At 55.7% G+C, this 23,584-nt stretch carries 22 protein-coding genes; 8 read left to right on the top strand and 14 right to left on the bottom strand.

Annotated elements, in window-relative coordinates; translation table 11 throughout:
- Positions 1 to 313, top strand: a 313-nt coding sequence (locus ADICEAN_RS03370; protein ID WP_316928501.1) for a 3-oxoacyl-[acyl-carrier-protein] synthase III C-terminal domain-containing protein, incomplete at its 5' end; no start/stop codon positions are given.
- A gap of 26 nt (positions 314 to 339) precedes the next feature.
- On the opposite strand, the gene ADICEAN_RS03365 is transcribed toward ADICEAN_RS03370, so the two are convergent.
- The 10 genes from ADICEAN_RS03365 to dusB form a co-directional block, all read right to left on the bottom strand.
- A complete protein-coding gene (locus tag ADICEAN_RS03365; protein ID WP_009194119.1) occupies positions 340 to 2,970 on the bottom strand; it encodes a PAS domain-containing protein in 2,631 nt (876 codons plus the stop codon).
- 97 nt (positions 2,971 to 3,067) lie between these two features.
- Positions 3,068 to 3,661 carry a nitroreductase family protein gene (locus tag ADICEAN_RS03360; protein WP_009194118.1) on the bottom strand — a complete coding sequence of 198 codons (594 nt, stop codon included), beginning with the start codon at positions 3,659 to 3,661 and terminating at the stop codon, positions 3,068 to 3,070.
- A 15-nt stretch (positions 3,662 to 3,676) separates the two neighbouring features.
- Entirely contained in the window at positions 3,677 to 4,342 is a 666-nt protein-coding gene (locus ADICEAN_RS03355) for a sigma-70 family RNA polymerase sigma factor (RefSeq protein WP_009194117.1), read from the bottom strand.
- Positions 4,343 to 4,418: 76 nt separating this feature from the next.
- Positions 4,419 to 6,890, bottom strand: a complete 2,472-nt coding sequence (locus ADICEAN_RS03350; protein ID WP_236612859.1) for a TonB-dependent receptor — start codon at positions 6,888 to 6,890, stop codon at positions 4,419 to 4,421.
- Complete coding sequence (locus ADICEAN_RS03345; RefSeq protein ID WP_040396094.1) at positions 6,859 to 8,247, bottom strand: HTTM domain-containing protein; 1,389 nt, start codon at positions 8,245 to 8,247, stop codon at positions 6,859 to 6,861. The genes ADICEAN_RS03350 and ADICEAN_RS03345 overlap by 32 nt, the downstream gene beginning before the upstream one ends.
- Before the next feature lie 7 nt (positions 8,248 to 8,254).
- The gene (locus ADICEAN_RS03340; RefSeq protein ID WP_009194114.1) at positions 8,255 to 9,379 is read right to left on the bottom strand and encodes an imelysin family protein; all 1,125 of its coding nucleotides are present in this window, start codon (positions 9,377 to 9,379) and stop codon (positions 8,255 to 8,257) included.
- A gap of 64 nt (positions 9,380 to 9,443) precedes the next feature.
- Positions 9,444 to 10,514, bottom strand: coding sequence for a DUF4856 domain-containing protein (locus ADICEAN_RS20880; protein ID WP_009194113.1), 1,071 nt, complete (start codon positions 10,512 to 10,514; stop codon positions 9,444 to 9,446).
- Between the two features lie 112 nt (positions 10,515 to 10,626).
- On the bottom strand, positions 10,627 to 11,274 hold the full coding sequence (locus tag ADICEAN_RS03330) for an HAD family hydrolase (RefSeq protein ID WP_009194112.1): 648 nt from the start codon (positions 11,272 to 11,274) through the stop codon (positions 10,627 to 10,629).
- 56 nt (positions 11,275 to 11,330) lie between these two features.
- Positions 11,331 to 12,206, bottom strand: coding sequence for a DMT family transporter (locus ADICEAN_RS03325; RefSeq protein WP_040396100.1), 876 nt, complete (start codon positions 12,204 to 12,206; stop codon positions 11,331 to 11,333).
- A 118-nt stretch (positions 12,207 to 12,324) separates the two neighbouring features.
- Entirely contained in the window at positions 12,325 to 13,320 is a 996-nt protein-coding gene (gene dusB / locus ADICEAN_RS03320) for a tRNA dihydrouridine synthase DusB (protein ID WP_009194110.1), read from the bottom strand.
- A gap of 103 nt (positions 13,321 to 13,423) precedes the next feature.
- Here dusB and ADICEAN_RS03315 point away from each other — a divergent pair, with 103 nt between their 5' ends.
- The 5 genes from ADICEAN_RS03315 (at position 13,424) to ADICEAN_RS03295 (ending at position 17,617) form a co-directional block, all read left to right on the top strand.
- Positions 13,424 to 14,302, top strand: coding sequence for a CPBP family intramembrane glutamic endopeptidase (locus tag ADICEAN_RS03315; protein ID WP_236612858.1), 879 nt, complete (start codon positions 13,424 to 13,426; stop codon positions 14,300 to 14,302).
- The gene (locus ADICEAN_RS03310) at positions 14,299 to 14,505 is read left to right on the top strand and encodes a putative signal transducing protein (protein ID WP_009194108.1); all 207 of its coding nucleotides are present in this window, start codon (positions 14,299 to 14,301) and stop codon (positions 14,503 to 14,505) included. Before ADICEAN_RS03315 ends, ADICEAN_RS03310 begins: the two co-directional genes overlap by 4 nt.
- Positions 14,486 to 15,316, top strand: a complete 831-nt coding sequence (locus ADICEAN_RS03305; protein ID WP_009194107.1) for a phosphatidate cytidylyltransferase — start codon at positions 14,486 to 14,488, stop codon at positions 15,314 to 15,316. The genes ADICEAN_RS03310 and ADICEAN_RS03305 overlap by 20 nt, the downstream gene beginning before the upstream one ends.
- Positions 15,317 to 15,557: 241 nt before the next feature.
- Positions 15,558 to 16,835 carry a Glu/Leu/Phe/Val family dehydrogenase gene (locus ADICEAN_RS03300; protein ID WP_009194106.1) on the top strand — a complete coding sequence of 426 codons (1,278 nt, stop codon included), beginning with the start codon at positions 15,558 to 15,560 and terminating at the stop codon, positions 16,833 to 16,835.
- 122 nt (positions 16,836 to 16,957) lie between these two features.
- Entirely contained in the window at positions 16,958 to 17,617 is a 660-nt protein-coding gene (locus ADICEAN_RS03295; RefSeq protein ID WP_009194105.1) for a phosphatidylserine decarboxylase family protein, read from the top strand.
- 89 nt (positions 17,618 to 17,706) lie between these two features.
- Here ADICEAN_RS03295 and ADICEAN_RS03290 read toward each other — a convergent pair whose 3' ends face one another.
- The 3 genes from ADICEAN_RS03290 to ADICEAN_RS03280 form a co-directional block, all read right to left on the bottom strand.
- Positions 17,707 to 18,213 carry a hypothetical protein gene (locus tag ADICEAN_RS03290; protein WP_009194104.1) on the bottom strand — a complete coding sequence of 169 codons (507 nt, stop codon included), beginning with the start codon at positions 18,211 to 18,213 and terminating at the stop codon, positions 17,707 to 17,709.
- Positions 18,214 to 18,243: 30 nt separating this feature from the next.
- Entirely contained in the window at positions 18,244 to 18,972 is a 729-nt protein-coding gene (lipB, locus tag ADICEAN_RS03285) for a lipoyl(octanoyl) transferase LipB (protein ID WP_009194103.1), read from the bottom strand.
- Between the two features lie 163 nt (positions 18,973 to 19,135).
- Complete coding sequence (locus ADICEAN_RS03280; protein ID WP_009194102.1) at positions 19,136 to 20,143, bottom strand: bifunctional phosphoglucose/phosphomannose isomerase; 1,008 nt, start codon at positions 20,141 to 20,143, stop codon at positions 19,136 to 19,138.
- A gap of 62 nt (positions 20,144 to 20,205) precedes the next feature.
- On the opposite strand from ADICEAN_RS03280, the gene ADICEAN_RS03275 reads away from it, so the two are divergent.
- Positions 20,206 to 20,571, top strand: a complete 366-nt coding sequence (locus ADICEAN_RS03275; protein ID WP_009194101.1) for a YraN family protein — start codon at positions 20,206 to 20,208, stop codon at positions 20,569 to 20,571.
- A gap of 48 nt (positions 20,572 to 20,619) precedes the next feature.
- On the opposite strand, the gene ADICEAN_RS03270 is transcribed toward ADICEAN_RS03275, so the two are convergent.
- Entirely contained in the window at positions 20,620 to 20,784 is a 165-nt protein-coding gene (locus ADICEAN_RS03270) for a hypothetical protein (protein ID WP_236612857.1), read from the bottom strand.
- A gap of 341 nt (positions 20,785 to 21,125) precedes the next feature.
- Here ADICEAN_RS03270 and recQ point away from each other — a divergent pair, with 341 nt between their 5' ends.
- Positions 21,126 to 23,288 (top strand): DNA helicase RecQ, encoded by a 2,163-nt coding sequence (recQ, locus tag ADICEAN_RS03265; RefSeq protein WP_040396093.1) that lies wholly within the window; start codon positions 21,126 to 21,128, stop codon positions 23,286 to 23,288.
- Positions 23,289 to 23,584 lie beyond the last annotated feature (296 nt).

Genomic DNA, 23,584 nt, shown 5'->3' with positions numbered 1-23,584 from the left:
CCAGCTGTTGAAGGGCCTGCTCAAAAAAATGCCTGATGTAAAACAAGAAACGGCTCTTTTTGCCATACATCCGGGCGGGCGGCGCATCCTGGAGGCAACTGAACAAGCGCTGGGCCTGCAGCGGGAAGATAACCGTTTTTCCTATGCCGTGCTGCAGGAGTATGGCAATATGTCGTCGGCTACGGTGCTCTTTGTGCTGAAGGCACTCTGGCAGGAGGCCGGCAAAAAAGAAAATAATACCCCCATCATCAGCTTTGCCTTTGGCCCTGGCCTTACCCTGGAAAGCATGCTGCTGCGCACAAAAGCGGCCTGATACCCCCTTCTATTTCTTACCCCTTTCTATTTTTCGAGATCCTTCAGGTACAGCAGAAAGGTAATACCTTCGCCGGGTTTGCTTTTTACCTCTATTTTGCCCCCTGTTTTGGTTACAATGTTATTGATCAGGTGCAGGCCTATGCCTTTGCCGCCGGCCTGGTGGGTAAAGCGCTGAAAGGGCCTGAAGAGCTTGCTGCCGTATTTCTCCAGGTCTATGCCTATGCCATTGTCTGAAAAGGTAATGAGCTTGTAGTTGCGGTAGCTGCGGCAGCCTACCTGTATGTGCAGCTCCTGCCCTTCCTTTCGGTATTTGATGGCATTGCTCAGCAGGTTGCGAAACAGGCTCTCCAGGTAAAAAGGGATAAATACAATGTCCGGGCAATTCTCAAACGAGGTGTCGATGCGGTGTGGCACTGCCTTGAGCCGGTCGCTGAACTCCTGCTGCACATTGCTAAACATTTCCTGCACGTTGAGCTTGCGGGAGGGGCTTTGCTTCAGGCTCTGCAGCTCTATGGAGTGGATCATGGCCTGCAGGGTATTGTCCAGCCGGTACAGGCTGGCTTCCATCGACTCAATCACTTTTTGCTGCAGCCCGTTGCCGGTGCCCTGCAGCAGCTGCATCAGGCCCTTCATATTGGCCACTGGTGAGCGCAGGTCATGGGCAGCAGCATGCACAAAATTATCCAGGTACTGGTTGATCTGGTTCAGGCGCTCGTTTTGGGTTTGCAGGCGCTTGCGCTGCAGCTTATTCTCATGAATATCGGTACAGGTGCCCAGCCATTTGTAGAGCGTACCCCGCAGATCGGCTATGGGCAGCGCTCTGCCCAGAAACCAGCGGTAGCCCCCTGTTTTATGCTTTATCCTGAACTCCATCTGAAAGGAGCTTTTATTGCTTACCGCTTTTTTCCAGCGGTTGCGTACCTTCTCCTGCTCGCTGGGGTGCAGGCAGGCGATCCAGCCCTCCAGCGAGCCGGCAGCGGAGGCCTCGCCCGTATAATCATACCACTTGTTGTTAAAGTAGCTAATGGCTCCGTTGGGTGGGGCCGTCCACACAATGTGGGGCAGCCCTTCGGCAATTACCTTAAACTCTTCGGCCGCCAGGCGCTCTTCTGCACTGGCAATCTTGGCCTCGTGGATATCGCCTATAATGCCGATCCACTTTACGGGATGGGGGGCACTGTAGTAAAGGGGTACAGCCCGGGCTACATGCCAGCGGTACAGGCCGTGGCGGTTGCGCAGGCGCAGCTCCAGCTTTAGGCCGGGGGCATTGCTCTTGACGGCTTCCAGCCACTGCTGCTCCACCTGCGGAGCATCTTCTGGATGGATCACCTGCTGCCACCGGATTCGCTCGGCCTGGCCGGCCGGCAGGTTGGAGTACTGAAAAAAGGTATGGTTCAGGTAATCGATCTGGCCATTGGTACGGGCCGTAAAAATGATCTGGGGCAGATTTTCGGCCAGAATCAGGAATTCCTTGGCATCTTTCAGCTCTTTTTGGATGCGTCGCTCCCGGCTTACATTGCGGCTGATGGAGGAGGCGCCAATCAGCTGCCCTTCCTCATCCCGGATGGAGGAAAAGCTGATCTCGTAATAGTTGCGTTCCCGCTCCGCTAAGCCCAGCTCCTTCAGGATGGTAAATTCTTCCCCCTGCAGGGCCCGGCCCCATACTTCCATGGCACTCGCATACTCGTCCGGCAGGTGGCCCAGCAAGGCTTCAAGGGATTGGGCAGGGTCTATGGCCACCCCATAGATCTGCCAGAACTCCTCGGCAAAAGCAGTATTGTACACAAAGGGGCGGGCGGCCAGGTCCAGGGCACAGATGGGGTCGCGGCTGCCCTCAATAAGCGCCTTCAGGCGGGCGGTGGTGCGCTGCAGGTTGGTTTGCTGCCGGGCAGTATCGGAGGCCAGCAGGCCATTGCCCCCCTGCCGGGGAGGGCTGTGCAAGGCCTGCGCCTCCAGCGGGCTGCCTTCCAGCATCAGGTACTCCAGGCTGCCCTGGGCATCCAGCAAGGGGCGAACGGAGAGTCTGGCATAGCGCTCCTGCCCGGTCCAGGCCTGCACCCAGTGCTGAAAATGGACTTCCTGCCCACTGGCAGCCTGTTGCAGCCGGGCACTTAGCTGGGAGGCGTCATCTGCCTGCCGGTTCGTAAAGGCAGGGCTACACCAGAGCGGCCGGCCGATGAGCTGATCGGAGGGCGGACCCAGCAGCTGCTGGGCCCGCTGGTTCATTTCTACCACATGCCCCCCGGGATCCAGCAAGATAAAATATTGGTTGCTATTGTTAAGCAGGCGGTAATAGATTGGCGCCACACATACGGTTGCCGAGCTCAGCAGCACCGGGTCGCCTTCTGCGGCATAGGTATAGCGCACATTTTCCTGCACCCAGGTATAGGTGCCGGGCGAGGCCAGCAGGCGGTACTCCAGGGTCTGCTCGTCTCCTTCTGCCAGGGTATGCAGGGTATACGCCCGCTTTTGCCGATCAAAGGGGTGGATGCGCTGCTGCCAGTGCAGGGGGGTAGGGGCCTCAGCAGTGCCCAGGATAGACCGGCAGGCAGGGGCAAAGGCAAAGCGGGAGCCATCTTTGTTTTGCCACCAGTGTAAACCGGGTAATTGGGCCAGTAATTTTGTATATGCAGAAAGTTCTACGCCCTGAGCCATAGAGGAGTATGCACCTACCTGCGGATAGGTGTAAGTATTTTAGAATCCAGAAGTTTAATCCTTAACAGATACGCAAGCAGGGGGGTAAAGTTGAGGATTAGTTCCTCACCCAGCGTATCTTTTCGGCAACAGGCTGGCGGCGGCCCTCGGGCCAGGGGCCTTTGGGGATGCCCAGGTACAGAAAGCCCAGCAGGCGATCGCCGGGCTGCAGATCAAAAAAAGAGAGAGCTTCTTCTTTATAGGTAATGCCGCCACTGCCCCAGTAGCAGCCTATGCCATAGGCCGAAGCTGTCAGCCACATGTTTTGAACGGCGCAGGCTACAGCTTCAATTTCTTCGATTTCAGGTACTTTGCCCTTGGGGTCGCGCCGCATGCCAATGCTGATGATGTGGGAGCATTTAGCAGGATTTTCCAGCAGTTTCTGGTGTTTGCCCTGCTCAAAGGTGCCCTCGGCTGTGGCCAGCTCTTTATACAGATTGGCCTGAAAATGAGCCAGTGTCTGCAGGCCTTCGTCACAAAAAACACTAAAGCGCCAGGGTTCGGTGCGGGCATGGGTGGGAGCCCAGTTGGCATTTTCCAGCAGCTGCTCAATAATGGCATCGTCGATGCGCTGGCCGGAGAAGCTGTTTACATAAACGGCGCGGCGGTAACGGATCAGCTGGTTAAGCTCCTGGGTATCGAATTTTTTCATGCCCTGCAAACGATTCTAAAAAATTGGCTGGAAAATAGAAAAAAGAGAGGGGGATTCCAGCAGACTAGTCGGTAAAGGGCAATTTTTTCTGAAGTCTTCCTTTAGGTTATCGACAAGTTCCATAAAGGAGCCCCCCTTGCAGGAGTCCACAAAGGTCTGAACGGTTTGCTTGTGCTGGTCCATATTGAGCGAAAAGCGGATCTTTTCTTCCTGCAGCTTGGCCTGCGCCCGGCAAAACAGCTGGCGGCAGTTGTCTTTGCGCTTCTCTACAATCTCGGCAATCTCGGCATAATCAAAATTAAACACCTCCCGAAACAGGTACACCGTACGCTCGGAGGGCTCCAGCTTCTGCAGCACTATTTTAAAGGCCTCGGAAAGCTCTCCTTCCCGCTCAGCGGTTTGGATATTAAAATCGAAATAGGACGTCCACTGGGCGTGCAGCAGGGGGTCCAGCAACTCCTCGGCATTTTGCTTGAGGCGCTTCAGATGGTTGAGGCAGTTGTTGACCACGGCCCGTACCAGGTAGGCCTTCAGGTTTTCAATGGTTTTGGGCGGCTGGCTCAAAAATTTGAGAAAAGTGTCCTGTACAATATCTTCAGCATCCATCATGTTTTTTACCATTCGCTGGGCGATGGAAAGCAACAGGGGGTGGTATTGAACAATGGCGGCTTCGTACTGCATGAGGAAATCTGTCAGGAACTATAGTACCAGATTGAGCAATTCAAATATAAAATAAATAAATGAAAAGGGTAGTCTCCTAGTATTTAAACTCTATTGTCAGGTAGAAGTTCCGCCCGTCAGAAGGAATTATGCCCGGACCGGGATAGCCCTCGGCCCGACGGGTAAAGTACATGGCATTCAGTAGGTTATTAATGCCCCCTTCCAGCTTCAGGTGGCGGCCAATTTCATAGCTGCCCGAGAGGTCCATGATCTGATAGGCCGGAATGGGTCCGATAATGGCATTGGATACTACCCCTTCGGTATTGGTGGCATCGGTAAACTGCTTGCCCATGTAGCTGTACTGCCAGCTGAGCGAGAGGCCCTCTCGTTTAAACTGGAGGCCGGTTTTGAGGTTCATGTCGGGCACCAGCTCTATGCGGTTGCCGCTGTAGGCGCTCTCCTGCGAGCGGTTGTAGCGGCCGCGGATCAGGGCCAGGTTCACAAAGGGGCGCAGCGAAAAAGTGGGTTTGGCCTGCAGCCACTGCATCAGATCGGTTTCAGCAAAGGTTTCGATCCCAATAATGGAGGCATCGGAGAGGTTGCGCCGCACCCGCTTAAAGATGCCGTCAATGCGCTCGCTGTTAAAGCCGATTTTGCGCTCGTAGTTGAGGTAAAACAGGCTGGCATCATATTGAATGCGCGCGGTGCCGCCGCGGATGCCCAGATCGGCGCTGTAGCCTTTTTCATCCCGGATGTTGGGGTCTACCAGGTAATTTTCGTTGAGCACCCGCAGGTCAGTAAAGTTTACGGCCCGGAAGTTTTGGGAGATATTGCCGTAAAGCTCGGCATTGGGGTGCAGCTTGTAGCTAAGGCCCAGCCCGGCCAGCAGCACGGAGCGGTTGCGCTGCAGGGTATCAGGCATGGTTTCGGTTACGGGGTAGGGCAGGCCCCACTCATCGCGGGCCGAGCGCTGCACCTGGTAATAGCCTTCGCCGCGGGTGCTGATCCACTCATAGCGGATGCCGGGCGTAAGGCTCAGCCGGCTGCTGATGTTAAAGATGTTTTCGGCAAAGAGGGCCACATTTCGGTTAGGAAAGCGGTGGTCGGAGGCCAGACTATCGGATTTTAAGAAGCGGAAGTCCGGCTCCCGGTTGGCAAAGGCGGCTCCCTGTTGCTTGAAGGTAGTGCCCCTGTATACGCGTACACCCGTAACCAGCACGGCCGGTTGGGCGCCTGTGGTATAGTGTTGCAGCAGGCGCAGCTCACTGCCGATGTTGCGAAACTGGTCGCTGATCAGGCGGCGGGGCAGGGCCGGGTTGGGGTCGCGGTCTATGCGGTCCAGGTCGCCCAGGGCATCGCGGCCGGCCACCAGGCCAAAGTTTTTCATCTCCAGCTTGCTGCGGGGGCTGAACTTGTACTCCATCAGTACGGCCATCAGGTTCCAGTTTACCTTAAACCAGTTGCGGTCCCGGATGGACTGGCGGGGGTCCCGGGCAAACTGCTCGTCGGTGAGGCCGCCGGGCTGCTGGGCCAGGTAGTTCATGTGGGTGTATTCCAGGCAGAGAAAGAATTTCTCCGTCAGCTGCATGTTCAGGTCGGCAAAGGCCGTATGCACATCAAAGCCGGAATTGGGCCGGTAGCCATCACCCCGCTTGTACTGGTAAAAACCATAGTAATTGACCTTTCCTTTGGTGCCCCCCAGGCTGTTAAAGGAGTTGAACAGGCCAAAGGACCCGCCGGTCTGGCGGCTGATAAATTCAAAGGGCTTGTCTTCGGGCCCCTTCTTCATCACAAAATTGAGCATGCCCCCAAACTGGGTGCCGTACTGCAGGGAGGCAGCGCCGCGCACCAGCTGTATCTTTTCCACCCCTTCTACCGGGGGGGTGTAGTAGCTCTCGGGGTAGCCCAGGGCATCGGCCGAGATGTCGTAACCGTTTTGGCGGGTGTTGAAGTTGGAGGTACGGTTTGGGCTGAGGCCCCGCCCGCCTATGCCCAGCTGCAGACCTGCGCCATCGCTCTCCCAGATGTTGAGGCCTGGCACCTTGCTGTAGATCTGGCGGCTGTTATTGGTGGCCAGGTTGGCCGTAAGAGCATCAATGAGAATGACCTCGCTCTTTTTGGCCTCGTAAATGGCCATGCCCTCCACGGCCTGCAGGCGGGCAATACCCCCTTGTGCATCACTTTTGCGCTCTACGGTAATGGTTTGCAGGGTTTCTTCCAGCGGCTGCAGGGCAACATCCAGGGTAAGGGCCGGAGCGGTGGCCTCAAGGGGGGTAGCCGCCGAGCGCAGGCCTTCGTAAAACACCGCAATCACATAGGTGCCGGCCGGCAGGGGGGGTAATTTATAATAGCCGCGGGCATCGGTGGTGGTGCCTATGGAGGAGCTTTGCACAAATACATCGGCACCCGACAGGGGCTTGCCGGTGGCTGCTTCCGTTACCCGGCCGGAGATGACCGTAGTGGCCTGCTGGGCCAGCAGGGGGGTAGTGCAGCACAGCCAGCAGGCGGTGAGCAGCAGAAGGGTGCGGCGGTAGTAACTAACGGTGGGCACGGTAGGGGGTGTCGTCAAAGGGTAAGATCCAGTCTTTGGGGGCCCAGCCATCCTGCAGGCTGGCCAGGTCTACATCGGAACGCAGGTAGGGGCGGCTGCGGCGGCCATTGAGACTCACCCAGCTATCGGCATAAACGCGGGGGGCGTTTACCCCCTTGCGGCTATAGTCTTCTTTTAGAAAATGGGCAAACTGCAGGATCATGTCGGGCTGGGTAGCCATCATCTTTTCCTGCTGGGCATTCAGGTACTCCCGGGTATTCACCGGCAGGCGGCGGCCCGTAGCACTATCTTCCACCCAAAAACTGATGCTTCCTGCTTTTTCCATCAGCATGACCCGCCATGAAAAACGAAAGCCCTGCTCGGTCCAGTAGAGGTTGCCGGGATAGAGCGCATAGCGAAAGGGAAATACCAGCTGCACCAGTACGTACAGGCCCAGCCCCATGAGCAGAGCGCGCTGCAGCAGGGGGCGCATCCGGTAGGTACTGCCCGGCACACGGGGCAGGCGCCAGCGCAGGAGGCGCTGCAGCTTATCCAGCAGCCGCTGGTGAAAGCGGGCGCTGAAGAAGATAAGCGTGCTGCCGATCATGATCCAGGGGAACATGCCGATGGGGAAGAGCAGCCAGGTAAGCACATGAAAGGCAATAACGGCTACATAGGCCAGGGGGCGGCTCCTGTGCCAGCGCAGCAGAAAGGGAATGCTCAGATCATAGAGGCAGCCAAACCAGCTGAAGAAGTAAGCGACCCACACCTCTTTGAACAGAGGTCCGATCAGGGGCATATCGGCCCTGGCCGGCAGCCAGAGGCGCAGGGGTTGGGCATGCAGCAGCCAGTCGGGGTGCAGCTTGGCCAGGCCGGCATAGAAATAGACCACCCCCAGCTGAAACTGCAGCAGGTAAATGGTCCAGGCCGGCACGGTGGCTACGGCCAGGGAGGGGCGGCGGCGCACATCCAGCGAAAAGCTGCGGTGGGCGGGCAGCAGCACCATAAGGCCGGCCACCAGGCTGGTAAAGTAGTAGTGGTTGAGGTAGTTGGTGAGGTCCCAGAGCTCGGTGTAGGTAAAGAGCAGAAAGAAAAGCCCTGCCGAAAGGCGATAGCGCCAGCCCAGCAGTATGCCCAGGGCGGCGGCGGCCATCAGCATATAAACGGCATGGACCGTCCAGGCGGGCAGGCCCAGCGCAAGGGGGTGTTGCACCCAGGAAAATCCCCAGTAATGAAAGAAGAATTTGGGCTGCACATAGAGCAACTCTACCCAGCCCCTTGCCATAAAGCGCAGGGTGGCCAGAAGCATCATGGCCCCAAAGATGATGCGGAACATCACCAGTGGGGCTATGCTTGTGGGTTTTAAGAGGGTACTATGGAGCTGCTGTAGTCCCATGGGGGGCTTAGTCACCGTCGGTATCGCCGTAGTCTTCTATGCGAACGCTCAGGGCCGAGGGCAGGTCGGCTTTGATCAGGGGCATCAGATTTACCATTTCGGTATAGGCCTCATTGACCAATTGCGGCTGGTTGAGCACCGCCTGGTGCAGGGGTGCGGGTATGGCCGCTACCTTGGCGTTGATAAGCTGCAGCTGCGCCCGAATTTCTTCGGCCAGGTTGGTTTGCGTATTGCCAGCGGCATGGTGGGCCTCCAGGTAATCGGCCAGGCCTAGCCCTTCGCCGGAGGCATAGGTGCCCTCTACCATATTTTCTACGGCCTGCAGGTTGGCCAGGATCAGGGGCAGGGAATAGCTGCTGTAGTAGGCCTCTACCGCACGGGGTACCGGCTGCCCATCAATGGCCATCAGGCCCAGCGGCTCCCGTATCTTTTTGTTTTTGATCTGCTCAAAGCCCTGCACCAGCTGATTTACCAGCAGGCTTAGGGAGCTGCTGGCACTGTTGCCGGTATTGGTGATAAAGGTTCCCAGGTAGTTGCCGCCGGTGGGCGACCACTGCTGATACAGCTCACTGGTCTGGGCGTGCAGGTGCTGGCTTACATCGGTCAGAAAAGCCTTCCAGTTGGCGGCATGGGTGCTGGTGGTGAAGCGCTCCAGAATCGCTCCCCCATCGCCGTTTTCGGAGTACAGCAGGAAGTCCAGGGCGGCAAAGCCCCGAATGTCGTTGGCATAGAGACCGTTTACATCCCAGCTGCCGCTTTGTACGGCATTGATGATCTTGGGGTACTGTGTGGGGAAGGTACTGATGTTGCGGCGCAGGTTAAGCTGCTCGGCCGGGCCAAATTCATACAGGTTTATCCCCTGCCAGGCCAGCCAGGCTTGCTGATGTGCCTGCTGCACCGCCAGCAGGCTGGCTTCAGTTGGTGCGGCGGTAAAGTCGGCTACCCGGCTTTGCAGATCCTGGGTTTTTTGCTGCAAAAAGGCATAGCCCGGCAGCAGGATGTTGCTTCCGTAATTGTCCAGCATGGCGGCCTCATCAAAGTCCACCCGCTGGGTTTCTCCGGTATCATCCTTGCAGGCTACTGCCAGCAGAAGCAGCAGCAGAAGGGGTAGGGGTAGTAGCTTGTTGATCATAAGGGGGGTAGCTTAAAAAGCGCCGGCAGCAAAGCCGGCGCTTATAAAAAGGGGATTGTGTGCCTTACAGGCGTTCCATTTGGTCATTGGTAAAGCCATATGCCTGCTGCAGCAAGAGGGCAGCTTCCTGCAGGTTGGCCAGGGTGGCCGTTTGCGGATTGGTACCGATCAGGTTCTGCAGCTGTCCGTATTGGGTGGCAGTGATCCTGGCATCGGGATTGTAGGGCAGCGCCTGGGCAAAGGCTTTGCCTTCGGACCAGTTGTGGTAGTAGCGGCCGGTTTCGTTGCTGTTGCCGTAGAACTCAATGGCTTTGTTGATATAATGCCCCACATTGGCGGCTACCAGCAGATCCCAGTTTTGCCGGATGGTGGCAATGGCTTCGTCCCGGGCGGCCATATCTTTGCGGTCAATGGCGGCGCGGCCTTTGATAAACGCATCCATCATCTCCTGGCGCACATCCACCACAGCAGCACGCTGGTTGCTGTAGCTGCCCCAGAACCAGGCTTTATTTTCGCCGGTGGCGCCGGCAGCGGTTCCATCATTGGCCGGAAAATCTTTGGGTACGCCAAAGTAGCCAAAGGCTTCATCCCAGTGGTGCTGCATGGCAGTGCCCTGCCCTTCGGTTACAGTGGTGTTGTCAACATTCATTTTGGCCTGGCCCAGGTAACCTTCGGTGCCTACCGCCTGCCAGTAGAGCAGGGAGCCCATCAGGCCTTTGGCAATCATCTGGGCGGGCTCAAGTCCTTCAGGCGTTACCAGGTAACCGCCTACTACATTGTTGGGATTGCCGCTAAGCTCGCCCACCATATTGAAGTACTCGTAAATGGCGGTTTTAGCAGAGGGGTGTGTTTTGTCTTCCAGCTTTTTGCTGGTGCCCAGCAGCTGGTTGTGGTTTTCATAAATGGCAATCAGGTCACTGGCCGGAACAACCGTTTGGCCATCGTTGGCCTTGCGCACTTCGGCAATGAGCATGTCCAGCATCTGGATGCGCTGCTGCTGGCCGCTATAGTCTACATTGCTGAAATTGTAGGTGTCGGGCAGGCTGGGGGCCAGGGGCTCATCATCGGTGCAGGAAATCAAAAAGCTGCCTGCTGCCAGGGCAAAAAATAGGGGACGGGTTAGGGAGAAACGCATTACTTATTTAGATTGATTTTAAATAACTGCTGGCAAAGCTAGAGTCTGTTTAGAATTAATCCAAATAAATAAAAGCTAATTTTCCTACATGGGCTATGATCTGCAGGCTGGGTTATTGTTTCTGGGAGCGGGCCTGCTGCTTTTCCTTTTTATAGGGAACGGGCTTGCCTTTTTTCATCAGGTAGGGACGCTGGGTGCAGTCAAAAAAATCTTCAACCGCATCGGAATAGGCCTCCACAATGGTGTAGGCACCCTTTCCCCAGTGTTCATCCAGGCGGCGGGTCTTCTCCTCCTCCTTCAGGGCTTTCCCATTTATTTTATAGGTTTTTCCGACATAGCGGGTCTGAGTTGCCATCCAGGCATCTACCTTCAGGTAGTGCTCAAAGAGGGGGGCTACATACACATCAAAGCCGCCGGTGCTGAAACAGATCTGCACCCCTTCGGATTTTAGCTCCTCAATGCGGTCCAGCAGCTGTTTGTTGAACTGCTCTGGCCACTCAATGCTCCAGAACTGCCGGGCGTATTCTTTCACCTGCTCAGGGGGTAACTTATCCAGGTAGTTGAAGAAATTCTCTTTAAAAGAGGTCTGGTTCAGCAGCTTTAGCTTTTTAAGGCCATAGAACAGGCCAATCTGAAAGATGTTGAGCAGCTTGTAATTGCGCTTATAGCAAACAAACTTAAAAAATTCGTCTTTGGATGATTTGGTGTAGACCGTCTGGTTGAGGTCAAAGACAGCGATGCGCACCGGCTCTTGTGCCATAATACGTATATATAGTATAGGATCTAGAGCAGGTACGCAGGCAGGCAGTTCCGGGTTTAGGCTCCGGGCTGTTTTGGTTTCTGATTGGCAATGTACACCCCGGCAATTACGGCCGCCATGCCCACAAAGTGCATGGGCAGCAGCAGCTCGCCATCCAGCACCCCTACAATTACAGCCACTACCGGTATCAGGTAGGTGGTAAAAGAGGTAAACATGGGGGTGGTCATCTGCACAAGCTTGTTAAAAAGAATAAGTGCAATGGCGGTGCCCACTACCCCCAGGGTAACCACGGCCAGCAGCGACCAGCCGGCGGTTGGCTGCGTCTGCAGATGGGTGGTAAAGTTGGTAAAACCCAGCAGGTACACCAGCGCAGCAGGCATCACCAGCGCTAAGGAGACCGAGGTAATGACCACCGGCTTCAGGCTGCCCAGGTAGGCCTTAATGATGTTGAGGTTGAGCCCATAGCAGAGCGTAGCCAGGATCACCAGGCCGGCATAGTAGTTGATGGCGCCCAGATCTCCCCCGGCCCGGGCCAGCGCCAGCACAATGGAGCCTACAAAGCTGATGGCCAGTCCTATGGCATTGCGGCGGGTAAAGCGATGCCCGAAAAAGAGCGCCCCAATGAGCACTACAAACAGGGGGGTAAGCGCATTGAGAATGCCCGTTACGCTGGAGGAAAGCTGCGTTTGCGCCTTGGCAAACAAAAAGGCCGGAATAAAGGAACCTACCAGGCCAATGACCAGCAGCAGCCCCCGGTGGCGTGCCTCCAGCTTGCCCACATGCCGCAGCGCTATGGGCAGCAGGGCCAGGCCTGCCGATAGGATGCGCAGGGCGCCCACCTCGCCGGCACTATAGGCCAGCAGGCCCTTCTTGATCAGGATAAAGGAATTACCCCAGATAATGGCCAGCAGAATCAGCAGGAACCAGGCCATGATCTTTGGGTTGGAGCGGGCTGCACTGAGCCGCTCCGACTTGGTACGGCCAGGGGTGGCACCGGAGGGGGTAGCGGCAGGCAGATGCTCCAAAGGAGTTTCCCCTGCCCGGCTGCCCTTAGGCAAGGCTGTAGGCATCTGAAAAAACGGAAGAAATCTCGTCCAGGGTCGTGCGGATCTCCTCGTACGATTCGGAAGTGACCAGCCGCACCCGGTAGGGTTTAAAATTGGGGATGCCCCGGAAGTAATTGGTATAATGGGTGCGCATTTCGCAAATGCCCTGCTTTTCGCCTTTCCATTCTACCGAGAAGCGCAGGTGCTCTTTTACCGTATCCACACGCTCCTGCAGGCCGGGTGGGGGCAGCAGCTCACCGGTAGCGATGTAATGCTTAATTTCCCGGAAGATCCAGGGGTAGCCAATGGCCGCCCGGCCAATCATCACCCCATCGGTGCCAAAGCGCTTCCAGTAGTCCACTGCTTTTTGGGGCGAGTCAATATCGCCATTGCCAAAAATGGGTATCCGAATATCAGGATGGTTCTTTACCTCGGCAATCCAGCTCCAGTCGGCCTCGCCCTTGTACATCTGCTGGCGGGTACGGCCATGGATGGTGAGGGCCTGTATGCCGGCATCCTGTAGGCGCTTGGCCACTTCAACAATCTTAATGGTATCGTGGTCCCAGCCCAGGCGGGTCTTAACCGTTACGGGCAGGTTTACCCGTTTTACAATCTCGGCCGTCATGGCCTGCATTTTGGGAATGTCCAGCAAAATGCCCGCGCCGGCACCCTTACAGGCCACCTTTTTTACCGGGCAGCCATAGTTGATGTCGATGAGCTCCGGATTGGCCGCTTCGGCTATGGCAGCGGCCTCGCGCATGGGCTCTATCTCGGCCCCGAAGATCTGGATGCCGATGGGCCGCTCATAGTCGTAGATGTCCAGCTTCTGCACCGACTTATCGGCATGGCGGATCAGGCCTTCGGCCGCAATAAACTCCGTATACATCAGATCAGCCCCATTGGCCTTGCACACCGCCCGGAAAGGGGGGTCGCTTACATCTTCCATGGGGGCCAGCAAGAGCGGAAAATCGCCCAGCTCCAGGTTTCCTATCCGTACCAATTTGTTAATCCGTATTTTAGCGTAAATTTATGCCTTAATTATGGTTTTTCGGCAACTGGCGCAAGATAAAAGGACGGCACAGCCTGCAGGGCGCTCGCTCCTCTTGCTACTTATCTATTTTTTCATTGGCCTCTTTGTGGGCCAGTTCCTGGCCGTGCTGCTGTGCATGGCGCTGTTTGGAACCGGTTTTGAAGAGACCACCCAGCTTGCCGGCAGCCTTTCGCACCCCTACGCCCGTCCGATCCTGTACATTCTCCAGTTCTTCTCCGCCGTGGGGGGCTTTCTGGCAGGGCCGCTCGTGTATGTGTACCACTACGAGAGCGAGCGCCTGACAACCCTTATCAACAAAAGGGGCTGGGCAATAATTCCGCTGCTGCTGCTGCTGCTGAGTACACTGGCCTTTATGATGGCCAATTCGCTGCTCATTGAGTGGAATGCTAACCTGGTGCTGCCCGAAACCTTTAAGACCTTTGAGAGCTGGGCCCAGCAAAAAGAAGCCTACCTGCAGCGGCTTACCCTGTACCTGACCACTTTTCCCTCGGCCCTGCACTTTGTGGCCGCCCTGCTGATCATAGCGCTGCTGCCGGCCCTGGGGGAGGAGCTCTTCTTCCGGGGGCTGATGCAGCCGCTGTTACAGCGCACACTTGGCAATGCCCATGTGGCCATCTGGGGCACAGCACTCATCTTCTCGCTCTTTCACTTTCAGTTCTATGGCTTGCTGCCGCGCTTGTTTCTTGGGGCGCTTTTCGGTTATCTTTATTACTGGTCGGGTAATTTGCTGATGCCCATTATGGCACATTTTATCAATAATGGGCTTAGCTTGCTGCTGCGCTACCTCTATCAGCTGGAGCTGACCGAGCTGGATACTACCCAAACCGTATCCCTTTCGGGCACCAGCATTCTGCTGTTTCTGCTGGTGGGCATTGGTGCCAGCCTGGCGTATCGGTACTATTTTGTGATTCGCAGAGGGGTGGTTGAATGAAAGGCTGGGCTCCGGTATATAAAACCGACCTCCTGTACCGGGCAGAAATAGTAAAGGCTGTGCTGCAGGATAACGATATTGCTGCAGTAGTAGTTGATAAAAGGGATAGCAATTACCAGATTGGTCATTATGAAGTGCATGTGGCGGCCGACGATGTACTGAAGGCAATTAAACTTATACAGGATGATATCTCATTTGAGTAGGTTCAGTAACCTGCGTCAGCGTATTATAGCCGGGGTGATTGGAGCGGCAGCCATTATCTTTGCCATCTGGTTCAGCTCCTGGACGTATTTTCTGGTCTTTTCGGTGATCTGCGCCTTTACGCTGCTGGAGTTTTACAAGCTGGTGGGTCTGGACGGGCACTTTCCGCTGAAATTCTGGGGCACCTTTACCGGGCTGATGCTCTATACCATTACCTTTTTTATACAAAAGGGGCTGCTACCGGTGCAATATTACTTTCTGGTCTTTCCGCTGGGCTCGCTCATCTTCTTTATCAAGCTCTATAAGCGGGATGAGAAAAAGCCCTTTACCAACATTGCCTTTACTTTTCTGGGGGTTATTTATGTGGCGGTGCCGTTTTCACTGCTGCATGGGGTGGTCTTTATTCTGGGCGACTACAGCTACCAGATCATTCTGGGACTGATGCTCATTATCTGGGCCAGTGATACAGGCGCTTATTTTGCGGGCACCAAGTTTGGCAAGACCAAGCTCTTTGAGCGGGTATCGCCCAAAAAATCATGGGAGGGCTTTATAGGCGGGGCCGCTACGGCTTTTCTCATGGCCATGGTCATTTCCATCTTTTATGATGACCTGCACAGCTGGGAGTGGTTTATCCTGGCCGGCATTGCCATTGTAACGGCTACCTATGGCGATCTGGTAGAAAGTCTCTTCAAGCGTAGCATTGCCATTAAGGATTCGGGCACCACCATTCCGGGGCATGGTGGGTTTTTGGACAGATTTGATGGGCTGCTCCTGTCGGTTCCGTTTATCCTAACCTATCTGGCCTTGTTCTAATACACTTTTTTAGGCGAATCGCAAACGTTTGAAAGGTAACCCTGCCCCTGCCGGTGCGTACCTACAGAGGTAACAATTTTTAGATTTTTGCATGGAATCCTTTGGGGCAAAGTGTTTTTTAATCTTGTACTTCTTCCTAATTTTACCTCATAATTGAGCCTGCGCAGCAATTCCGGCTGCTATCTATTTTTAGCTGATAGCCAGGGACTTGCACTAAAAAGGCTTTTAGACAACAGATACTATGGCGTACATCGAACCAGCTCCGATCAAAGACAAGGAGAACCCGTTTGAATCAATGATGTCGAGGTTTGACACGGCTGCCCAGCACCTGGGCCTCGACGAATCCGTGTATAACGTACTGAAGGCGCCGGTAAAGCAGGTAATTGTGAACCTGCCCGTCACCATGGACGACGGTACGATTAAAGTATTTGAAGGATACCGGGTGATCCACTCCAGTATCCTGGGCCCCTCCAAAGGGGGTATCCGCTACGATATGCAGGTAAACCTGGATGAGGTAAAGGCCCTGGCCGCCTGGATGACCTGGAAATGTGCGGTAGTAGACATTCCCTACGGCGGTGCCAAAGGGGGTATTCGCTGCAACCCGCGCCAGATGTCTACCGGCGAGATTGAGCGCCTTACCCGTGCCTACACCAAGCAGCTGCTGGAGATCTTTGGTCCCGACCGGGACATTCCGGCCCCTGACATGGGTACCGGCCCGCAGGAAATGGCCTGGCTGATGGACGAATTCTCCCGCTCGGTAGGCCAGACCACCAATGCCGTAGTAACCGGCAAACCCCTGGTACTGGGCGGCTCGCTGGGCCGTACCGAAGCCACCGGCCGTGGGGTAATGGTAAGCGCCCTGGCTGCCATGGAAAAACTGAAGATCAACCCCTACCAGGCTACCTGCGCCGTGCAGGGCTTTGGCAACGTAGGTTCGTTTGCTGCCCTGCTGCTGGAAGAGCGCGGCGTTAAGATCGTATCCATCTCCGACCTGAGCGGCGCCTACTACAACGAAAATGGCATCGACATCAATGCCGCCATCCAGTACCGCAACAACAACCGCGGCAGCCTGGAAGGCTTTGGCGGTGGCGAGCGCCTGGGCAATGCCGATGAGCTGCTGGAGCTGGACGTTGACGTGCTGGTACCGGCTGCCCTGGAAGATGTGATCACCATCCGCAACGTAGAGAACGTAAAAGCCAAGCTGATTGTGGAAGGCGCCAACGGCCCTACCTCCTTCCGGGCCGATAATGTGATCAACGACAAGGGAATTATGGTAGTGCCCGACATCCTGGCCAATGCCGGTGGGGTAACCGTAAGCTACTTTGAGTGGGTGCAAAACCGCCTGGGGTATAAGTGGACCGCCGAGCGCGTAAACCGCCGCAGCGACCGGATCATGAAAGATGCCTTTGACCGGGTGTACAAGACCTCTCTGGAGTTTAAAGTACCCATGCGGATTGCGGCCTACATTGTGGCCATTGATAAGGTAGCCAAGACCTACAAATTCCGCGGCGGCTTCTAAACCTTTAGGCCTACAAAGCGGTATATACTTTAAAGGCTGGTCGATGCATGCAAGTGCCGGCCAGCCTTTATACTTTTATTTTAAGGGGATTGGTGTATATTGCGCCGCGAAAAACCGCAGCTATGACTATACATAAGGAAGGACGTAAACTACTCTTTTTTCTGCTACTGATCCTGGTAGCCCTCAACCTGCTGGTAATTTACCTGGCGCCCGGCGAGGAAAAGGTGCACACCGTATTTGTGATTGTGAGCATCTTGTTTTACCTGCTCATTCTGCAGTTTTTCCGCAATCCACGCATTTCCATTACCAGCCATGATAAGCACGTTCTGGCCCCGGCCGATGGCAAGGTGGTGGTGATTGAAGAAGTGGTGGATAAGGAGTACTTCAATGTGCCCCGCCGGCAGATCTCCATCTTTATGTCGCCGGTAAATGTGCACGTAAACCGCAGCCCGGTAGGGGGGGTTGTGAAATATTTCAAGTACCACCCCGGCCAGTACCTGGTGGCCTGGCACCCCAAAAGCAGCACCGACAATGAGCGCACCACCGTGGTGGTAGAGATGCAGGATGGTGTGCAGGTGCTTTTCCGGCAGATTGCCGGCGCCCTGGCCCGCCGCATCAAGTGGTACATCCGGGAAGGGCAGCCCATTGAGCAGGGGGGTGAGTTTGGCTTTATCAAGTTTGGCTCCCGGGTAGACATCCTGCTGCCGCTGGATGCCGAGGTAAAAGTAGCCATTGGCGATAAAGTAAAAGGCGGCCGTTCTGTAATTGCCGAGCTGAAGTAAAGAGCGCCTGATATTGGATAAGTAAAAAGCCCAACTGCGAATTCGTAGTTGGGCTTTTTAATGGATACCAGGCTAGTGTAGACCGCTGGCTAGTTGGTGATGCTCTCTTCGTTAAGCGGTTCCAGCTTATCCCGCAGGTGCTCGGGCAGCTCGTCGATAGACATAATCTTAAGTGAAGCCTGATCAGAAGGGCTAAGGCTATACTGAAGGTAAGAAGTAGGGAGCTTCCACATGGCGCCGGTGGCAGGGTCTACAATCAGCATACCGATAAGGCCGCCAAATACCAGGTTGCCAAAATACCAGCCATCCAGGGTGGCTTCCAGCGGAAAGGTCTGCGATTTATACCCAAACATGGAAATGGTTACCTGATAGCGGGCTTTCTGGAAAAAGCCATCGCCGGCGGCAAGTGGTATGGTGGTAGGCGTAGACCCCTCGTACATTACCATACCAAACTGGTTGGTGATCTTGATATCGGCTCCGCTGGGGGAGGTATTGAAGGTAACCGGATAGGTAGATTTGCTTACGATACTAGCACAACCAGATACCAGTACCAGCAGGAACAAACCTGCAAGCGCACGTTGTAGAAATTTTTGCATGAAATTGTGGTTAAGGAAATCAAAGATAGTTTAGTTTTCCTTCTCAACAATATGCATGCCAAATAAAGTGGTCAGATGCTGTTTTAACTTCTCTTCTACCTCAGCCAGGGGTACGGGCCGTCCCAGCTCCTGCTGCAGAGAGGTTACAGCCTTATCATCGATGCCGCAGGGCACGATGTTGCCAAAGTAGGCCAGCTTGGTATTCACATTCAGGGCCAGGCCGTGCATGGTAACCCAGCGGCTGCTTTTTACCCCCAGGGCACAGATCTTGCGGGGATTTTCCTGCTTCTCCCAGTCCAGCCACACGCCGGTAAGGCCGGGAATGCGGCCACCCTCCAGCCCGTATTCGGCCAGGGTAAGGATAACGGCTTCTTCCAGCAGGCGCAGGTATTTGTGAATATCGGTAAAGAAATTCTCCAAATCCAGCAGGGGGTAGGCTACCAGCTGACCCGGGCCATGGTAGGTAATATCACCCCCACGGTTGATCTTGTAGTAGCTGGCATCGGCCTGCTGCAGCCCTGCCTCATCCAGCAGCAGGTGCTCGGCCTTGCCGCTCTTGCCCAGCGTATACACATGCGGATGCTCCACAAACAGCAGGTAATTGGTAGTGGGCAGCTGCTCGGCAGGGGGTAGGGTGCGGTTGGCAATCTTGCGGGCCACAATGCCGGCAAAGAGCTCTTCCTGCAGGTCCCAGGCCTGCTGGTAATCCATGCGGCCCAGGTGCCGAAAGCGTACGGTGGTATTGATGTGGTGGTTCATAGGGGGGTAGGGGTATCAGGTATGGGGTATGGGCTTTGGGGAATCAATAGGTCCGTTCAGCTTTAATACATTAAGTCTGGCACTGTTAGTGCTGTGTCGGAAAATGATCATTTGGCAGGGACCCAACGCCCACACCTCATACCTGATACCCCAAACCCCATACCTACTTTACTTTCTCCAGCTCGCTTTTCAGATAATCGATGGCCTGTACCGGAAAGGGGTCCTTGTCGTTGGCCTTGGCCAGGAAGTAACTGATCCAGTCGGTAAAGTGAATCAGGTACAGGCATTGCTCCAGCAGGCTTTGGCCACTGGCCTCAATGGTAGATACGTTGGCGGCCTTTTTGGCCAGGATTTCCCGGCTGATGCGGAAGCGCTCCCGCACCCGCGGATGATCATAGGAAGAAAGCAGAAAATACACCTTGCAATCAGTAAGCACCTGCTCGGGATGCTCCCAGCCTACCAGCTCGTTGTGGTTCATCTCGGGCAGCTCATGTACATGGCAAAGGTGCTTGCCATTTTCGTTCAGTTGCTGCTGAATGCGCACTGCCAGGGGGTACAGGCGGCTGTCGGCATAAATCACCGGCAGGTAGCCTTTCATGGAATTGGCCAGCTTTTCGGCCCGCAGGCGCAGGCTTTCTTCTTCCTGGTCCAGGCCATGGGCCAGGCGCTCTACTTCTTCCGCAAAGCCACCACCAATCAGGCCTTTGTACTGCAGCATAAAGAGCAGCTGCACCAGCGAATAGCCAATATTGGCCCTAGGGCTCTTGCTTTCGCCGGGTATGGAGATCACCTCAAGCTCCCGGCGGCGGGCCAGGCTGCCAATGGCGCCACCGCTGGTGATGGCTACGCACTGGGCGCCGGCCTGCAGGGCCTGCTCCAGGGCAGAAAGGGTTTCCTCAGTATCGCCGCTAAAGGAAGAAGCAATGAAAAGCGTATGTTCGTTTACAAAAGCCGGAATATCATAGGTCTTGCATACCAGCAGGGGTACCCGCAGCTGATCCTGTACCAGCGAGGCCAGCAGGCTGCCGCCGATGCCAGATCCGCCCATGCCCGCCACCACTACGTTGCGGATCTCGCGGGCGGGCGGCTGTATGGAAGCCTCCTTGCCGATGCGGAGGGCATCGCGCAGCTGGTTCGAAAAATCCTCGATCAATTTTTTCATCTTGTCCATCACACAAGCGGGTTATAAGTAGTTTGTAAAAATAGGTGCTCGTAAAAATAACAGAAAAACCATTGCAGGATAAGCAAGCTACCGGAAAATTGGGCGAAAGCCTGGCGGCCGAACTGCTGGAGCAAAAAGGCTTCCGGATTCTGGCCCGCAACTACCGGCTCCGGCGGGCCGAGATCGACCTGATTGCGGCCTCTGACCGCCTGTTGCTGTTTGTGGAGGTGAAAACGCGCCGGGGAGACCCCACCTTTGGCTATCCCGAGGAGGCCGTGGACCGAAAAAAGGCAGCGCGTATTACAGGGGCTGCCGGGTATTATATTGAAAAAACGGACTGGAAGGGGGCGGTTCGCTTTGATATCATTGCGGTACAGCTGGCAGCCCGGGCAGGCATGCCGGCCCAGCTCCACCATTTCGAAGATGCTTTCTATTAGCCTTTGTGAGCGTGGAGAGTAGCAGGGCAGGCAAGGGGGCATGCCTGCTCAGTGCCGTATGCCTTCAGGTTCGTCGGTAAATTTGCGCCGGGGCAGGCTGCCATCGGGCAGGCTAATGCCGGGGGGCAGATCATCCAGGTCCGGAAGGTTGTTAATGCTTATGCCGCCATCATCGTCATCCCCCCCTTTCAGGGGCTTTATGCGCTGTTTCATTAAAACCACCATAAAATATATCATGATGACGTAGGCAATTCCTACTAGTATGAGATCAATCATAACAGGTAAAAAAATTTACTGGGCGAATGTATGTTTCTAGAACTAAGGGCTGGCTGCAAAGTTTTGGCTGTCAGGCCATTATTTCTTATTTTCGGCGCCTGCCACCACTTAGGGGGTGTAAAAAGATCAGGTTCTTTCGCTGCCGGGCGGTAGTAACAGGTACCTTCTATAACGCAAAAATACTCAAAAAGATATGATAATTTTGGGGGCTATAGAAAGGCTGGCGCCCGCTGAACCTTGGGACCAAAAAGGGTGTATTGATCTGGAGAAGAAAATCTATGGCTGCATCTGCTGCACTTCATGCGATTCTGAAAAAATACTTTGGCTATACCAGCTTCAGGCCCATGCAGGCCGAGGTGGTAACAGCCGTAGGTAACCGGCAGGATGTGCTGGTGCTTATGCCCACAGGGGGCGGCAAATCGCTCTGCTACCAGGTGCCGGCCCTGCACCTGCCGGGCATCGCCGTAGTGATCTCCCCCCTTATTGCCCTGATGCAGGATCAGATCTCGGCTCTTAAAGCCAGTGGCATTGCGGCCGGCTGCCTTAACAGCGCCCAAAGCTGGCAGGAACAGGTGGAGGTAGAGCGGCAGGCCGCCGGCGGTCAGTTGAAGCTGCTCTACGTATCGCCCGAAAAATTGCAGACCCCTGCCTTTATGGCCCTGCTGCGGCAGCTGCAGATCTCCCTCTTTGCCATCGACGAAGCGCACTGCATCAGCTTCTGGGGACATGATTTCCGGCCCGAATACACTCAGCTGAGCCTGCTGAAGCAGCAGTTCCCGCAAGTACCCATCATTGCCCTTACCGCCACGGCCGATAAGCTCACCCGCACCGATATCCTGCAACAGCTGCGTCTGCAAAACCCGCAGGTGTTTGTGGCCTCCTTTGACCGGCCCAACCTGAGCCTTACAGTGCTGCCGGCCCAGCAGCGCATGCAGCGCATTGTAGAGTTTCTGGAGGCGCGCCCCTTTCAGCCGGGCATCATCTACTGCCTGAGCCGCAAGGCCTGCGAAGCCCTGGCCCAAAAACTGCAGGATGCCGGCTACCGGGCCGAGGCCTACCATGCCGCCCTGCCCCACCAGCAGCGCCAGCGAACGCAGGAGGCCTTTTTGCGGGATGATGTGCAGATTGTGTGCGCTACCATAGCCTTTGGCATGGGCATCGATAAAAGCAATGTGCGCTGGGTGCTGCACTACAACCTGCCCAAAAACATCGAGAGCTACTCGCAGGAGATAGGCCGGGCGGGCCGCGATGGTGCCCCGGCCGATACCCTGCTGTTCTACTCCTTTGCCGATGTGATGAAACAGCGCAGCATGCTGGAGGCCCTACCTGACGAGCGCCGCCGCCTGCAGGAGGCCAAGCTGGAGCGGCTGCAGCAGTATGCCGAGGCGCAGATCTGCCGCCGGCGTATTCTGCTGGCCTACTTTGGCGAACAGGCCGGCGCCGATTGCCAGAACTGCGATGTGTGCCAGAACCCCCGCCAGTCGCTGGAGGGTACCCGCTATGCGCAGATGGCGCTGTCGGCCATTGCCCGCTCTGGCGAGGCGCTTTCGCTGCCCCTGCTTATTGACGTGCTGCGCGGGGCCGATAATGAGGAGGTGCGCCAAAAGGGTCTGTTCCGCATCAAAACCTACGGGGCCGGCCGGGAAGTATCGGCGGCCGACTGGCGCAATTTTCTGCAGCAGCTGCTCAATACCGGCCTGGTGGATATTGCCTATGATCAGGGGGGTAAATTGAAGCTCAATGACAGCAGCAGGGCTGTGCTGTTTGAGGGGCAGCCGGTGGTGCTGTACAAAGCCGCTCAGCCGCCGCAGCTGGTGAAGCCGCAGCCCAAACAAGCCGAGCGGGTGGACGAGGCTCTCTTTCTGCAGCTACGCAACCTGCGCAAGCGCCTGGCCGATGAGGAGGCGCTGCCCCCCTATATCATCTTCAGCGACAAAACGCTGCGGGAAATGGCCGAAAAGCAGCCCATCAGCGAAGCAAGCATGCTGCGCATTGGGGGTATCAGCCGTCCCAAAATGGAGCGCTACGGGCAGGATTTTATCAACGAGATCCTGAGCTACCGGCAGCAGCAGGGGTCCGGCCATCCGGGGTTCGGCCATCCGGGGTCCGGCCAACCGAGGTCCGGCCATCCGGGGGCAAGCCATCTGGTAACGCTGAGCCTGCTGCAGCAGGGCTTGCGGCCCGAGGCCATTGCCGAGCGCCGCAACCTGCAGCTGGAAACGGTTTACTCCCACCTGGCGGCCCTGTACGAACAGGGGCAGCTGCCCTCGCTTGATCATTACCTTTCTAAACAGGAGCGCGAGGCCATGGCCGATGCCTTTTATGTCCATGGTGTTAACAGCCCCCTGCAGCCCCTGTATGAAAGTCTGAAAGGAAAATATCCCCATCACAAACTCCGGCTGGCGGCCAGCTATTTCCGAAAACAGGGATTGCGTACCTGAAAAAAAGCCGGAGCAGCAGTACAAAAAGTACCCGCCTTTTTCTTAGCTAAAAAGGCTTTGAATCCCGGGTAAGGCCTTCTGCTTCAGGATGCTGCTGAAGGGGGGTTAACAAGGGTAGGTATAGTTGTACCGTTAGCAGGCCAGGCAGAGAGGCTATAGCTGAAACATCCGCCCTGTTTAGTCGTATGCATAAGATAAATCAAATATTCAAAAGGAATATTCTAGTTTGTGGATGGGATTTTGTGCAGTTTTGTGTTTTTTCTCACATACTGTATGCTGTACCTGATAACCCCCTT

Source organism: Cesiribacter andamanensis AMV16 (genome assembly GCF_000348925.1).
Classification (GTDB): Bacteria; Bacteroidota; Bacteroidia; order Cytophagales; family Cyclobacteriaceae; genus Cesiribacter; species Cesiribacter andamanensis.
This window is presented reverse-complemented; position numbering and strand designations above follow the sequence as displayed.